Origin of the sequence: Pedobacter sp. GR22-6 (assembly GCF_037402555.1) — a bacterium.
Classification (GTDB): Bacteria; Bacteroidota; Bacteroidia; order Sphingobacteriales; family Sphingobacteriaceae; genus Pedobacter.
The window spans coordinates 824,982-840,303 of record NZ_JBBEUC010000001.1 but is presented as its reverse complement, the minus strand read 5'-3'; the positions used below and the strand labels follow the sequence as shown (position 1 = coordinate 840,303).

The 15,322-nt window shown below is 39.5% G+C and carries 15 protein-coding genes; 9 read left to right on the top strand and 6 right to left on the bottom strand.

The window, feature by feature from the left end; genetic code table 11:
- Nucleotides 1-5 precede the first annotated feature (5 nt).
- Both WAE59_RS03745 and WAE59_RS03740 read right to left on the bottom strand, forming a co-directional pair.
- On the bottom strand, nt 6-1,853 hold the full coding sequence (locus tag WAE59_RS03745) for a helix-hairpin-helix domain-containing protein (protein ID WP_337854593.1): 1,848 nt from the start codon (nt 1,851-1,853) through the stop codon (nt 6-8).
- Nucleotides 1,735-2,433, bottom strand: coding sequence for a Y-family DNA polymerase (locus WAE59_RS03740; protein ID WP_337854592.1), 699 nt, complete (start codon nt 2,431-2,433; stop codon nt 1,735-1,737). Before WAE59_RS03740 ends, WAE59_RS03745 begins: the two co-directional genes overlap by 119 nt.
- A 291-nt stretch (nt 2,434-2,724) precedes the next feature.
- On the opposite strand from WAE59_RS03740, the gene WAE59_RS03735 reads away from it, so the two are divergent.
- Nucleotides 2,725-3,024 carry a DinB family protein gene (locus WAE59_RS03735; protein ID WP_337854591.1) on the top strand — a complete coding sequence of 100 codons (300 nt, stop codon included), beginning with the start codon at nt 2,725-2,727 and terminating at the stop codon, nt 3,022-3,024.
- 20 nt (nt 3,025-3,044) lie between these two features.
- A complete protein-coding gene (locus WAE59_RS03730; protein ID WP_337854590.1) occupies nt 3,045-3,548 on the top strand; it encodes a peptide-methionine (S)-S-oxide reductase in 504 nt (167 codons plus the stop codon).
- A 451-nt stretch (nt 3,549-3,999) separates the two neighbouring features.
- Here WAE59_RS03730 and WAE59_RS03725 read toward each other — a convergent pair whose 3' ends face one another.
- Nucleotides 4,000-4,239 (bottom strand): hypothetical protein, encoded by a 240-nt coding sequence (locus tag WAE59_RS03725; RefSeq protein WP_337854589.1) that lies wholly within the window; start codon nt 4,237-4,239, stop codon nt 4,000-4,002.
- Here WAE59_RS03725 and WAE59_RS25810 point away from each other — a divergent pair.
- Nucleotides 4,151-4,384, top strand: coding sequence for a tyrosine-type recombinase/integrase (locus tag WAE59_RS25810; protein ID WP_443147254.1), 234 nt, complete (start codon nt 4,151-4,153; stop codon nt 4,382-4,384). The two genes, WAE59_RS03725 and WAE59_RS25810, sit on opposite strands and share 89 nt — an antisense overlap.
- A 28-nt stretch (nt 4,385-4,412) precedes the next feature.
- On the opposite strand, the gene WAE59_RS03720 is transcribed toward WAE59_RS25810, so the two are convergent.
- Together WAE59_RS03720 and WAE59_RS03715 are read right to left on the bottom strand one after the other, a co-directional pair.
- The gene (locus WAE59_RS03720; protein WP_337854588.1) at nt 4,413-5,738 is read right to left on the bottom strand and encodes an AlbA family DNA-binding domain-containing protein; all 1,326 of its coding nucleotides are present in this window, start codon (nt 5,736-5,738) and stop codon (nt 4,413-4,415) included.
- 24 nt (nt 5,739-5,762) lie between these two features.
- Nucleotides 5,763-7,142 carry a serine/threonine protein kinase gene (locus tag WAE59_RS03715; protein WP_337854587.1) on the bottom strand — a complete coding sequence of 460 codons (1,380 nt, stop codon included), beginning with the start codon at nt 7,140-7,142 and terminating at the stop codon, nt 5,763-5,765.
- Nucleotides 7,143-7,409: 267 nt separating this feature from the next.
- Between WAE59_RS03715 and WAE59_RS03710 the strand changes: the two genes are divergently transcribed.
- The 4 genes from WAE59_RS03710 (at nt 7,410) to WAE59_RS03695 (ending at nt 12,792) form a co-directional block, all read left to right on the top strand.
- The gene (locus tag WAE59_RS03710) at nt 7,410-11,750 is read left to right on the top strand and encodes an NACHT domain-containing protein (protein WP_337854586.1); all 4,341 of its coding nucleotides are present in this window, start codon (nt 7,410-7,412) and stop codon (nt 11,748-11,750) included.
- Nucleotides 11,751-11,854: 104 nt separating this feature from the next.
- Nucleotides 11,855-12,184 (top strand): MGMT family protein, encoded by a 330-nt coding sequence (locus tag WAE59_RS03705; protein WP_337854585.1) that lies wholly within the window; start codon nt 11,855-11,857, stop codon nt 12,182-12,184.
- A gap of 100 nt (nt 12,185-12,284) precedes the next feature.
- A complete protein-coding gene (locus WAE59_RS03700) occupies nt 12,285-12,566 on the top strand; it encodes an SMI1/KNR4 family protein (RefSeq protein ID WP_337854584.1) in 282 nt (93 codons plus the stop codon).
- The gene (locus WAE59_RS03695) at nt 12,547-12,792 is read left to right on the top strand and encodes a hypothetical protein (protein ID WP_337854583.1); all 246 of its coding nucleotides are present in this window, start codon (nt 12,547-12,549) and stop codon (nt 12,790-12,792) included. Before WAE59_RS03700 ends, WAE59_RS03695 begins: the two co-directional genes overlap by 20 nt.
- A gap of 5 nt (nt 12,793-12,797) precedes the next feature.
- On the opposite strand, the gene WAE59_RS03690 is transcribed toward WAE59_RS03695, so the two are convergent.
- Nucleotides 12,798-12,989: a hypothetical protein gene (locus tag WAE59_RS03690; RefSeq protein ID WP_337854582.1), complete on the bottom strand. Its 192-nt coding sequence runs from the start codon at nt 12,987-12,989 to the stop codon at nt 12,798-12,800.
- A gap of 89 nt (nt 12,990-13,078) precedes the next feature.
- Here WAE59_RS03690 and WAE59_RS03685 point away from each other — a divergent pair, with 89 nt between their 5' ends.
- Nucleotides 13,079-14,407 (top strand): hypothetical protein, encoded by a 1,329-nt coding sequence (locus tag WAE59_RS03685; RefSeq protein ID WP_337854581.1) that lies wholly within the window; start codon nt 13,079-13,081, stop codon nt 14,405-14,407.
- Nucleotides 14,408-14,447: 40 nt separating this feature from the next.
- Nucleotides 14,448-15,302, top strand: coding sequence for a hypothetical protein (locus WAE59_RS03680; RefSeq protein ID WP_337854580.1), 855 nt, complete (start codon nt 14,448-14,450; stop codon nt 15,300-15,302).
- Nucleotides 15,303-15,322: the final 20 nt, after the last annotated feature.

Genomic DNA, 15,322 nt, shown 5'->3' with positions numbered 1-15,322 from the left:
TGTTATCAGTTCATTACTGGATTTGGTTGTATTTCCAGCTTGGCAAATTTCTGTACTTCTATACTGGGGAATCCAAAATCCTCAACTACCTTTCCCTGGATCAGGTAGCAGCCCGTACCCCGGAACGGATAGATCGGAGTCGTATTGGAGAAATGCGTGGTATCAAAGAATTCACCGCCATGATCCAGGAAAGTGCCAAACCACATTTTTTTGTTGTTCTTTGTGCGAACCGTCTTTTCGCAAACGTACAAACCAACCATGCGTACGGTCTTACCAATGCAACTGGGTAAGTCCTTCGAGCTCACTTCCCCCCTATAATTCGTTTTTAGCAGATCAAACATGGATAAGCTCAAGGGATACCCAAGGAGTTCCAGCTCATGATAAGCGTCTTCCAGTTTGGTATTGACCAATTCCGGAAGTACAAATTTCCTGGCTTCTACCTGAAAAAGCTCAGCATGGTTATTGGGTTTGATCTTCTGTCCAAGCAGCGCATGAACTTCCCAAAGTAAGGTCTTTTTACTTTTCCCGGTAAAACGCAGTGTACCGCAGCGGATGAGGATGATCATTTGCTCCAGACCGATCTCCAGGCGTTTCACGAAATCCTCCAGATCCAGGTATTCCCCATTATGCTTCCGTTCCTCAGGTATAGCCTGGATCAACTTTCCTTCCAGGCCCTGGATTCCCACAAAGCCCAGGTAAGCATCTTCTCCTGAAATGGAGACTACTGAGGAACTATGGTTTACACAGGGCAAATGAACTTTTGCTCCAGCTTTTTTTAGTTCATGTACATATAGCCACCGCGTATAAAATCCACCGTAATTGTTCAATACGCCCACCATGAATTCTTTAGGATAATAAGTCTTTAAGAACAGGCTTTGGTAGCTCTCTACTGCGAAACTCGCCGAGTGGGCTTTTGAAAAACTGTAGCCTGCAAAACTGGAGACCTGCCGCCAGATCTCTTTGGTCACTTCCTCGGGTCTACCCAAAACTTTGGCCCCTTCATGGAACTTTTCTACCAGTCGGTCGAACTCTACGCGGGATCGGTACTTACCACTCATCCCGCGTCTTAAGATGTCGGCATCAGTTCCGTCCATCCCGGCGTAATGGATGCAAACTTTGATCACATCCTCCTGGTATACCATCACGCCAAAGGTTTCCTTCATCTGTTCTTCCATCACCGGATGCAGATAGACTACCTGCTCAGGCCGATGAAAATTCTGGATATAAGTTTTCATCATACCCGATTGCGCGACACCAGGGCGGATGATGGAACTTGCGGCCACCAGCGTCAGGTAATCCCCACAAGTGAGTTTGGTCAACAACTGCCGCATTGCAGGGGATTCAATGTAAAAGCAGCCTATGGTATTGCCGGTTTTAAGCCTTGCATTGAGGTTCGTGTCTTTCATGAATTCCTTTACCTGGTGGATGTCGATCCGCTTCTGCTGGTTTTGTTCCACCAGCTTTACCGCTTCTTTGATGTGACCAATGCCGCGCTGGGAGAGGATATCATATTTATCATAGCCGATCTCTTCTGCCTCGTACATGTCCCACTGTACCGTTGGCATTCCTTTAGGCGGCAGGTCCAAAGCAGTATAATAGGTGATTGGTTCCTCTGAGATCAATACTCCACCGGCGTGTATGCTGCGCTGGTTGGGCATGTCACTCATCAACTCATGGATCATCATGATCTTTTTAAAAGTCTCGTTATCACCGTTCAATGCAGACCGGCTTGGGTCAGTGAATCCATCTATCTCTGATTTGGGCAATCCCATCACTTTTCCGATCTCCCGGATCACCGAGCGGTCTTTGAAAGTGCTGGGATAGGGTATAAATCTTTTTAATGCCCATATCACTGAGTTTGACAAAGGTCTTCTCTCCCAGCCCGGGGATTTTCCGGATGGACAAAGGGTTGATGAAGGGCTGCACTTCAGGCTGCGCAACATTGAGTTCACCATTGGGCTTGCACTCATTGGTGGCCATTTTAGAAACCGTCTTATTTACCGAGAGTCCAAAAGAAATGGGCAGGCCAGTTTCTTTGATCACCAATGCCCTGAGTTCATGCGCATACTTGTGGGTGGAATGGAATCGGTCCATACCAGTCATATCGATGTAGTGTTCATCAATACTCGCTTTTTCTATGAGTGGTACGCGCTCTTTCAGAATGGCGGTGATCTCATGGGACGCCTTGGAATATTCATCCATGTTGCCCCGGAGAAACACTGCATGCGGACAGAGCTGCTTGGCCATCCGTGATGACATCGCAGAGTGCACGCCGAACTTACGAGCCTCATAACTGCAGGAAGCCACCACTCCCCGATCTGAACTTCCACCGATAATGACGGGCTTTCCGATCAGGCTGGGATCTTTCTTTACTTCCACAGAAACAAAGAAGGCATCCTGATCCATATGGATAATCTGTTTCTCCGTTGACATGATGATAAAATTAGGTTACAGCTGCAAAGTTAGTCTAAACTGAAGCGCAATTCCAAATTAAATACTAATTATATTAGTATTTAATTTGGCGATTAAAATGATTAAACTAAATAATTTAGTTTATAAATTAAAGAATTACATTTGCCTCAGGTAGATTTATTATTTTAAATTCGCAGCTATGTACAGAAGCATTGAAGATTTTATCAAAGACTGGGAACTTGAATCAGAAGGAACGGCAAAGATTTTTTCGGCTTTAACCGATGAGGTGCCGGTTTATTCAGCGAGGATGAATTGGAAGATAAAGCAGTTCCCGCATCTGTTTCCGAAATCCTGGATATCTACAAACAATATGCGGTTCTATTGAGCAGATCGGTGCGGCTGAAGTGGACCGACTCCAGTTTGACCGATAAAGTAGAGATGTATGGTGAAAGCTTGGAAAAAGGCAAAGTATTGAGTGTTTTGATCAAGCATCAGACCCATCATAGAGGCCAAATGACAGTGGTCATGCGAATGCTGGGTTTACCTGTCATTGGGCTATATGGTCCTTCCAGAGAAGAATGGGCGGAGTTCGGGATGGCAGCGCCTGAATAGCTTTTTGACCAAAGGAAATTATGATCAATAAAATTGGATTTGGTGGTAGTTGCCATTGGTGTACGGAGGCGATCTTTCTCTCGCTGAAAGAAACTTTAGACGTGCAGCAGGGCTGGATTGCTCCTGATAACGATCCCGATTCGTTTTCAGAAGCGGTCATTGTACAATACGATCCGGAAGTCATTACAATGGATACTTTGATCGCCATTCACCTGCATACCCATAGTTGTACTTCAGCGCATGGCATGAGAGCCAAATACCGTTCTTCCGTTTATACTTTCGATCAGGCACAGTTTGAACTGTCCAGTCAGATATTGCTTGAATTACAACCGGATTTTTCTGCGCCGATCATCACACAAGTACTTAAATTTTCTGACTTTAAATTGAATAAGGCGGAATATCTAAATTATTACTACAGCAATCCTGAGAAACCTTTTTGTGAGAACATCGTCAATCCTAAGCTGAGGGAGCTAATCAAACGCTTTTCCCAGCAGGTTGATTTGGATAAGATGGCTCATCTGTAGTTTAGTCGACGGAGTACATAACAAGATTTGCATATAAACAAACTATGCTTGCATAATATTTTCAAATAATTTTGCAGGATAAAAACTCATTGATATCTTTGTGGCGAGAGCGTTAATTTTGAACGGGGGTGAGTCGCCAGATTCATCCCCGTTTATTTTTTGAATTGGAGCTAAGATTAGTTTAATGACCTCGCTCCTTTTCGTGCTCATTGAGATGGAGCATGATAACACATCTCAATGGATGTCGCCCTATATTTTAAATTCAATGTTTTCACTAGAATAGCTTTCCGCTATATATTCTTGAACCCAATAAGCACCTTTTTCTGAAGTAACAAGATAAACATACCCCATTTTGGTGTTAGGCTATTGATATGATTTGACCATTCGCCCAGTGAATGGATATCAAAATAGACCTTGTCCAATTCGGCTTCTTTGGGAATTATAACATCCATCAGTTCTGAAAGAACAATCCAGTAGTCCAGCTCATCTGGGTCACCGATATTCGACAAATCCACAGTAAAATCATGAGCAAGATCAGTGAGCCTTCCAAGAGATCATTCCAAAGTTCCGTAGTTAAATTCCCCATCTCTTCCACATGTTTCATGATCATTGTATTACCCATCTCATCCATATCTTCATTTTCATTGAAAAACTTAAAATCCGCAAGGTGTCCCAGACATACTTTTGCCACGATGATGCACGACCTTGGAGCTTCGATGATGACAATTAAAGATGTTATTGGGCACGAGGATATTAAATCTACGCAGCAATACATCGGACCAGACAGCAAATCTAAATTGTTAGATTTTCAGGAAAGATTATTGAGTTCAAAATAGATAACAGTAACAAAATGATTCTTCAAGCTTAGTGTTGGAAGGTGCCTCCCAACCAATCTTTTTGCCACCCTAGGATCATTTCAGGTGGAGGATTATAGGCAAACTTATCCAAAACTGATAGTATAAATTGGTTTCCAACTGCTAAGCCATTAGTTAAAATCTCGTCAGGGTTTAAATTTTGTGTAAGAGAAATTTGTTCTGCTCCAGTAATACGATCATAGCTGAATGGCATTCTACCCAAAGCATCTATCCGCAATTTTCTGTCTTTTAAATTGTAAAGTGTCATTGAAACTTTAACCCCATCCTGAAATAGTCCATTCTGATAAAGTCTTGAGAGGAACTCAAACGTCTCTGTGATCAAAAAGACAAGAGAACTATAGATGGTCAAAGTTACTCCAGCTTTACGATCCTTTGCCAACTCAGACCTGAAAGGATCTTCCGCATACCAATCTTCAATTAGCGCCCTATACATCAAAAACTGTTCTGACTGATAAAGCCTCCAATATTCCTTTCTCGCGCCAAGATCAGACTCCATTTCGTAACCAGATTCCAAGGGTACAACTTTTTCACTATTATTATTATTTGGAGGCACGTGAGGAAAGTCCCAATTCAATCGGGTTCTGGAACGGCTGACGATATCTAAACATTCTTTTACGGTTGGAATATCTCCAAATTTTACCGGTATAAACTGTATTTTCCAATAACCCCGCCTCATTATGTTCTTCAAGAGTTCCCCAGGTTCAAATTCAGCTTCCTTCTCTAAATTAATACGCGTTTCCTCAGCTTTGGCAACTTGTTCTTTGGGATCAGATTTAGCTAAAACTGATGGAGCTATAGTGAAACCAGCTTCCAAACGTTTTTGCATCATCTTTACAACAGCAGTCTCGATGATATCACGTAAGTCATTGGAATTTGAAACCGGAGCACTTTGCCAGCGTTTATCGGTATTTCTATAGTAAATCGTATGTGCATTGATCTCTTTCGGAATCGACACTCTGCTAATGACTGGGATTTCTCTAAAAGGCAGAACCTTAATGACGACATATTTGTTACCACTCTTGTCTGTAGGGAAAGTAACTTTAAAATCCACAGAAGGATCCGTATAACTCGCCAATTTGTCCTTCATCTCGTCAACCTTATAAGTCTTTAGATTCTCCTCACAAACACCGGTCGCAATAAATCCTTCCTCAGATTCACCTACACCGATTACAATCGATCCGCCGTCCCGAACATTCGCCATAGCAATAAAATCTTTAACCATGCTCGCAGGACTCCACGGAATGTCGGCTTTGAAATCCAAGTTTTGGCTTTCTGTCTGGCCTTCAATTACACTTTCTAATTCTTCAGTAGTCATCTTTACATTAATTGAAGCATAACATCAAATCGAATCAAAATCTAAATCTCCACTAGCTGAGGCTGTGGGTTGGACTTTATAAACGTCAATAACATTTCGAATTTCGACGTGTAAGTCCGCATAAGGAAGTTGGTCTATCCGATCAACGAATGCCTTCGCCTCTTCATGCAGCATTTTAGCGACATTCTTAGCTTCAGCGTCATCTTTAATTTTAGTTAAGATACTGTCAAATACACCCATCGTATAATATCTGTTGAAATACCAACCTGCTTTCAAAATGTTCCGCAATGCATTTGTCTTAACTTCTATGTCATTGGAACCATAGTAAACAGCACTCATGAGATCGGCAATTTTTTCAGCGTACTCAAAACTCTTACTGTACTCACCTAAATATGTTTCAAGATTTGCGTCGTAATAATGAAGAACTTCCTTACTTTGGGAACTGAAATCTGAAACCATTTTAGTAACAAGATCATAAGGTATCTTGTCAAACATATCGAAAAACTGTTTAATATCTTTCTCACCCGCCTTCAACGATGAGATTAGACTTGCAATTAACGTTTCATCATAACTTCCCCTTTTAGCTAAGTCTGTAGCCGCAGTGATATAAGCTTCAAAAGCCTTCATTGGGTGAGCCTCTAAATTTAGTGAAGCCATATAATTATTGATTGCATCAATTAATTCATCAACCGATTGGTAGCGATCATCAGGTCTATCTTTGGTAGCTTTTCTGATTATATATGTGAGGGACGGAGGAAGTATCGAATCATTAATCAAAATTGGATTTTCTCCTGTGAGTATGTTATATAACATCTTGCCCAACTGGTAGACATCTCCCCTTCGATCAGCATTCTTTGTACCACCGGGGATCTTATACTCTGGGGGAATATATCCTTCAGTACCCATATAGATATTTGACGATGTAAGAATAGTGCTATCTCTGGCTTCAAATACTCCCAGACCCAGGTCAGACACAACCACTACATTATTATTTAAAACCAACACATTAGATGGTTTGATATCCCTGTGAAACTGACCAGCAATATGAATAGCTTTAACGCCTTCACAGACAAGCAGAAACGCCCTTAATGCAAATAAGTGATCTTTAATTAATCTTGGCAGGTATGACTCTAAAGTTCCTTTAGCCAATTCCATGGTGAAATAAAACGGCTGAGCCGTTAAGTTTAAATCCAATAGTTTGACTACATTTTGGTGACTTACACCTGTCATTAATCGAACCTCACGGGCAAATCGCCTTAGATGATCAGGGTCAGAGGAAGTGCAAATTTTCAGGGCTTTCATCTCTTCCGTAGCAATCTCCTTAACCTGGAAGACTTGCCCAAAGCCTCCAGCACCCTTGGATGCTAGCACTTCATATTTTCCGTCTATTATTGTACCAATCATACTATTATTATTTTCTTGATAAAATCGCAACCCAGACTTCCTTCAAGTCGGCTCACCTTGAAACAAATATAACTAAATCGCAAAATGTACACTGGTTGGAAATCAACCAATTTTTTTTCTCTTAAATATATCGCGTCGTTATTTTAGAGTACCAGCCGTTATACGTAATAACGATAGCAAAAACACCAGTTATCTTAATTATTGGTTGCGTTCTGCCTAAAAAGTTTATTAAATTACAATTTTGTATAAGCACGAATCCGATAATATATGATTACCATCAGCAGACCAAAAGCAGTGGCGCCGAAAAAGAGATATTCAACATCCCAAGGAAAGGCATACAACCTCGCTCAGATGAACTCAAATGATTTTGCAAATATGATCTATTGGGTATATAAAACTGAGGTAAACAACGGTTCCTTTGCGAAATTGTACGATGACATCGCAATTATGAGAGCGACCAGGGATTTTGGCCGTGATTGTGTGCTTTACCAAAATGGTGTCATGAAAGGAGCCATTCAGTGTAAACATACCACTTCAACCGCTACAATGACTGAAGATGTGTTTCTTAAAGAATTTTCCAAGTTCATCCTATATAGTGTAAAATTCCCCAGCAAAGTTGCATTAGTCAAGGATTTCGTTTATTACGTTGCTAGTTCCGGTGGCTTTGATGAAAAAGTCATTAATTTGATGAAGGATCTTAATTCAATTTGCATACATCCTAAGTTTAAAAGATTCGCGAAAGAAAATATCAAGAGCCATATGGGGTTGAATGGCCTTGTCTACACTAAAATCAGCCAGCAACTGACTGATGCTGTGAAAATTCTTAAATTAGAGCGAATCGATAGCGCCGGCATCAACATATTACTGCATCAAAATGACCATCTAGCAGTTGTCAAAACGTTTTTTGATGTTAAAATGGTCATTGATGAAGAATCGGCAACAGAACTTAAGGATGGCAATAAAGAACTTATCAGGAAACTTAAAGACATCAAAAAACAAATAAACCCTAAAATACCCATTCAGCCCATTCAGCTTCCTCAAAGCCCAAATCGAATTCCAAGAACAATACAATCTCCCAGGTTCAGTTTTGCAGATATTTTTGACGAACAGCAGGTTACATTATTTGACAGTATTTTGGAACACAAGCACATTGCATTTTTGGGGTGGGGATTGAGCGGAAAATCTGTAGAACTAGCTCATGCTGCTCATCTGCTCTCCGAGCCTAGTTTAGGAAATCATGTTTTTTTTACAGAACTAAAATACTACAAAGGTCAGGACATTACGGAATATGTGCCAGAATTTGAACAACGAGAACACACGAGCCTCATCGTATTTTTAGATGGGCTTGATGAAGTGCCTCCAATACACTACGCGACAGCACTATCAAGTATTCAACTGTTTCATAAAACTTATCCGGATGTGCGGATGATTGTATCATGCCGAGTAAACTTCTATCTTGAAGATGAAAATCCTGACCATAACACTCTACCAGGATTCAGCATTATTAAACTGAAAGATTTAAATGAAAGTACCGTTAGCAATTATCTTAACGCACTTTCAAATTTTGATGTTCAAGGATTTGAAAAAAAAGTTTACGATGCTAAATTAGAAAACTTAATCCATATCCCTTATTACCTCATACACTTCACAGAGCGATTTGCTGATACAGGCAACATTTATGCTGATAAAGGCGAAATGTATGAAGACATCATTAATAAAGCAATTAAAAAAGATATTGACAAGTACCATAAGACTCAGGCATTAAATAAGAGGAAAGAAGCCAGACCTGCCCTAGAAAAAATAGCCTATATAACAGAATTACAAGGCAAAAACATCTTCACTACTGCGGAACTTGAAACTATTTTCCGTTCTGACATTGTCGAACTCATTCTGCAGTGTGGCGAACTAATCAAAGGAGACGCTTCCAAAGGTGAATGGAGCTTCTTTCATCAAAATGCTCAGGAATATTTAGCTGCGAAAGTACTTTCAAAAAAAGGATACTCTTTTATAGAACCACTCCTGATTAATGGTAGCTCTAATAAAGCTATAAAGCCTGCAATGATCAATACGATATCCTTTCTGGTAGGAATTGCAGGCAAAAATTCAGAAATGCGAACTAAATTGATTGAATTGCTAAGCAGGAGTGAACCAGCAGTTTTAATGCAATTTGAAGCGGGCTATCTTGATGATAGTATCAGGGAAACAGTTTTTCAAGACATTTTCAATTATTACAAAAGTTCAAAAAGAGAAATCAATCAGACTCGCTTTGCGATCAGACAGTTAGCCGCTTTTTCGCAGACGGAAAACAATATCGATTTTTTGATACAGGTAGTCCAGCAATCTGAAGAAATTAATGTCAGGAATGCACTGGACGTACTTGTACACTATGAATTAGCTGAATACCCAATTCAATTCGAAAGGCTTGAAAATCACATTAAGTCACATCTATCTACTGCAAGTAACGACATCAAGTTTAAGATGGTCTTTTTACTAATCTACCATAGAGATTTTGACAAAGTATCCTTTCAATACATCTTCGATGAGCTTGCCTCGAATCCGTATACACATTTAAGAGCTTTGCTTTTCACTGCGATTGACAAATTTCGACTGGAGTTGATCTACCGTGATTTTATTATTCGTGAGACAGCATTTCTGGTAGATGAAGAATGGAAGAGATATTCCAGCAATAACACGGATTCACGTTCCGGAACTGAATCTCAAATGCTCAAAAATATATGGATAAATCTTACCGACGCCGATTCAGTGAATAAACGAATGGAACTTATAAAAAACAACTATGAAGCATTTGAACATTCGATAATCTTTAAAGAATTTATAAAAAATGCGCTGGAACAAGCTACAAAGTACCCTAATAATTTCAACCTTTATAATTTTGCTTCCGAAATCTATATTGAAAACTTTATTACAATTAGTCATAATTCCTATATAAATGATAGCTGGATACAATATTTTTCGAGACTTTGTAAGCGATTGGAAACCTGTAAAAGACTTGTTAAGGCATATCACACTATTAATTATCAGACTGCAAAAGGAGTAGCTGAACTGTGCGACGAAGAATGCATAGAATATTTCGCAAAGCAAGTGTCGAATGGATTTATACAACCTCAAGAAGCCGAAACACTTCAGTGGCGACTCGGAAATATCAATGAGAATCTTGCAACACGCTTCAATAATGCCCTCGACCCGTCAATTCAACTTGCTTCTTATAAGGTGGTCGATCACAATAAATTTGCTGAAGAACTTCACAAATTGAAAGCGGAAACTTTATTTACTAAAAGCAAGTTACTATTCGAGATCCAAATGCTCTTCCAAATTGCTGGAAAACAAACGATATCCTATGATGATTTACATTACCTTTCACCCGGAAACCATTTACTGAGTCAATACTATTATTGGTTATTCTCATGTATTGATTACAAAGGGTTTGGATCACCGGGTTATACCTTTTCCGCCATTCAACAGTTTGAGAGTCTAAATAGCTATAAACTTTTCCCAAGTAGAGTTTATGACCTAATGCATGACAACCCAAAAGCTAAATTCAGCGATGCGCAAATTGCGGAGATTCAAGAATGGTGTTTATTTAAAGAGCAGAGTTTAGATTTCACTAGACATCCGTCCCAAACCAATTATGGAGTGATTAAACATTCAGATGAAACAGCTTTTGTATACTTTATTCGTAACCTACCTATCACCGGATTTCAAAAAGTGACATACTTAAATATGCTCAAGTTTTATGACAATCAGGGTAAGTCAGAAAAGCTTTATGAATTCTTAACAAAATTTATCCCTATCACGGCGATGAAAACACAAGTTCTTAAAAATCTTTCCGATATAAATTTATCTAGATTGGTATTGCCAGATCATGTTGAGTTCGCCGTAAAGTATAATCTGAAAACCGCTGTAAAAGCTTTACTTAATCAATTAAAAACTGGTTACAGTTCCAAATGGGAAGATATGCTTTCCGCTTATATTGTTCTAGAAGGAGATGTAGAAGAACTTTACCAAATGTTGGCGACAACTGACGTGAACAATAGGCATCACCTCTATAAGGCTTTGAAAAGTATTGACACAGACAAACTTCATGCTGAGCTAAAAAATCTATTTAACAGATCAAACACGGACAAAAAAAATGAATTAACATCCATTTTAGTAGAACTAGGTGACACAGAAGCTTTTGCACATTACGTAGATTTAATAAAAACATCAACAAAACTTCCGGAAATATTGCATGTACACCACAAGTTCAGAATGGGCTATACAAGAAGATTTACAGCCATTGCATTGGAATTGTTGGAATTTAGTTTCTTGAGCCCATTCCAGTCAAATTTCACTTATTCGCCATTGGCCATAGCATACGGAGTTTTGGGATCGATAGCTCGAGACTTGAAAAACTACCCTGAATTCATTGCGCAGTTTAAAGAATTCATCGACTCACTACGACAGCAACAGTCGCCAAACATGACAAAGTTGATTGAAAATCTTGAACGTCGTCAGGAGGAATGGGATCACATCTACCTCCAAAATAATACAGTAGCCCTCACATTTGATGAGGCAATTGATAGTTTTAATGCACTAACTAAAATTTAGTAATGTTAATCATGGAAACCTAATAGAATTTATCAAAGTAATCCTGTAAAACCAATCATTACCTTAGTCAATGCGATTTCTAACGATGTCAACCAAGATAAAAAATGACTCCCGATACCTTCTACTATAAGGTGTATGAAATTGTCCGGCTTATTCCTATTGGAAGGGTAACCACCTACGGTACACTTGCAAAAGCACTGGGAACCGCTCGGTCCTCCAGTATGGTTGGTACAGCAATGATCCAAGCCCATGATCCAAGACTTCAGGTGCCAGCTCACCGGGTGGTGAATAAAAATGGATTGCTTACCGGAAAACACCATTACGAGACCCCTACTCAAATGCAGGAACTGTTGGAAGCAGAAGGGATCATCATTGAAGACGATCAGGTAAAGGATTTCAAAAAGGTATTTTGGAACCCTCTGCTTGAATTGTAAAACGATAGCTTCTATCATTAATCTTAGTGCCAAATTTGATATTGATGCGCTTTAGCAGGCCGCATTTCCTTACCTTGGCCAGCAACCTATCAGGTTTGAAATGAAAGACATCTTATTAGCAATCTCTGCCCTGACTATTGAAAATGCTGATGTTCCCTATACCGAGGAACAAAAGGATAGTGGATGGATTGGTTTTGGCGCTGCAACTACGGAAGAAATCTTTTTACTGGAGCAAAGCCTTGGATTATCCCTGCCACAGGACTATAAAGATTTCCTGGCTTTGACCAATGGATTTTCAGCGGTGAATGATTCCACCGAACCAAACTTTTTTACCGGCCGATCAGGTAAACTACCTGATCAACATGGACAGAGATCTTATTGATCTATGGTTGGAACACGGCGTTCCGGAAACAGCTGAGATTCTGTCCAGCAGTATCCTCATAGGAGGGTTTCAGGAAGAACAGCATTTCATGCTTGTTCCACCGTCATCAGATCATATCGAATGGAGATATTGGAAATTTGCCAGCTGGATTCCCGGCGAACAGCCTTTTGATAGTTTGAATGCTTATTTTTCGGATGTACTTATTTTTTTAAAGCAGGAGTCTTGAGGCTTTTAAACTACTTCGTCCATTGTACCTGGCTGTAGAACAATTTCCGGGATACTCGCGCATAAGTGCTTATTGAATTGTTCTATCGTGTATTTGGCCAACAGATGTGCACCTGTTCCGTCATGTCGGTGCACGATAAAATAAACTTTCTCCAAACCACTGCTCAGCCATTCCTTCAGCCTCAGTAGTTTACACAAAGATTATTGCCGCCACATTTAGGATGATATTGAGTAGTCATTATATGCTGAATTCGAAGAATTAGCAAAGAATGAATAAATTCGCTATTATGAATATTTTAGAAATAGGAGATGCGTCAGGTTATCGATACTCGACACAAATTGGGTACATGTCTAACAACTACTTTTTAGATGCGGACCTATTGGTAATCGATCTGGATAATGTCTATTATGAATTGTATAAAGAATTTGTCAATGTCAATCTTGGAGAAAAGATATTAAGAGTAGAAAAATATCAAAAATTCCTAGAATATGTGGAGAAACGTAAAATTGAACTGGCAAAATACCTCGGAGATGGAGGGAATCTATTGATTTTTCGTGGCGAAGATATGATTAGAACATTCAAGGTAGTTGACGACCAAAGAGAGTTCAAAGAGACTTTCGACCTCATGAATATCCTTGATCTCGACTCGACAAAGTTTCAAACCAAAACTTTATCTGGCACTAATGTAACTCAGGATCAAGAACATTTTGTTGATTTTTTTTCATACTTCAAATGCGACTATAAATTTATCTACACTTCATTTGCAGGATACCCAATTGTAACCATTACGAGAACAGGGGAACCAGTTGCTTTATGTATCCCAAAAGGTAAAGGAAATATCATCATTTTACCGGATATCGAGCTGTTTTACTTAGAAGATGACAATGATTACGACAGGAATGAAAGAATTTTACAGGCATTTGAGGATTTGGATGAGGCTCTGAAGAAGCTGCCCCCTATTGTTACGCCAAGTAACGTCCCGGAATGGACGAATTCCTACATGTTAGGCGATGAGAAGCAGGAATTGGCCAAACTTCGGGATTTAGAAGAACAGGCACTTGAGATTGAAAAACAGATCAATGAGCAAAAGGGAGCGCTATCAATCTACCAGGGTCTTAAATCCCTTCTTTTTGAATCCGGAAAAAATTTAGAATTCATGGTTGAAGAGGTTTTCAAAGCTTTTGGCTATGAAATACTGCCAACACAACAAAATCGCGATGATCTGATCATTAAACACAATGATCAAGTAGCGGTAATTGAAATCAAAGGAGTAAATGGATCTTCCGCCGAAAAACAGGCTGTACAATTGCAAAAATGGGTTACGGAATATCATCTTGAACATGATTTCCAACCTAAGGGAATATTGATTGTCAATACCTTTCGGGAAAAACCATTAAGCGATCGGAAGGGGGATGATTTTCCTAACCAGATGATGAAATATTGCAATAATCAAGGATTGTGTCTGATGACATCTGCGCAGTTGTTGGAATTATTCCTAGGGTTTTACGCTGATGAGCTGGCTTTTGAAAAGATACATAACTTGCTTTTTAATACTATCGGGAAATTACAAGTTCCTTCTTCCTACATTGAGAAAGTTGAGAACGAAGAATCATAATTGAAATATCACCCACCATCTATAAAGGTCTATTAAAACTATGACGGAACGGCTATTTACACCTCAGGAAATTGAAAAAATCGTCAAGGAAGCGACGCATCGTGAAAAAAGGTATCTTGACACTACTGTCATCGACGGGAAGGCAACACAAATTTCTATCTTCACCATTTCACCCATTAAAAAGGTAATTTTTACAGAAGGAAATGAACATACTGGCTATCAACATTTACGGGAACGTCACGGTCACTATGTCTACAAAAGTTACTGGACGACAGCGGAAGATGGAATAATTAGACTGGATCGGCCCAGTAAATTCCGACCTGACACTACTCCGATACATTACAGAAAAATAGTAGATGCCATTTTTAGTCCTGAAAATAAAAACATCACCCAAAACCACCGGCCGGATCTCTTTGACAAATTTACCGGACTTTATGCCCATGAAAATCACCCTGCGGAAAAAGTTCACCTCCTCACATATAAGGACACCAAAATTGTACATACCATGTATCCGGACAAGAAAAGGCACAATCTGAAATCAGTTGCAAAGTTTGCCAAAGGGCATGTAGAATCCAAACGGGTATTTCCAGGTGACTATGCAGATTTGATTGTACCCTACGAAGATCAAAATGGAACCATCAGATATTCCATTCTCATCCGCAAATTCTATCAGGAACAGGTGGAACGCGTGTTCATTCAAGAACATGATGAAAATGGTGAACCTGAATATCTGATTTTGTTGGGGGAACGTGAAATTAATGACTTTAAATCTTTTGATCACCCAATTTTGTCCTATTTCCAGCACCGTGATTTGATCGATTATGAAAAGGTGATCAACCAACTTGCTGAGGGCACAGAAAACATTCAGATCGATCCTAAAACTTTTAGGTGGTGAAGCACGATAACCACATCAGG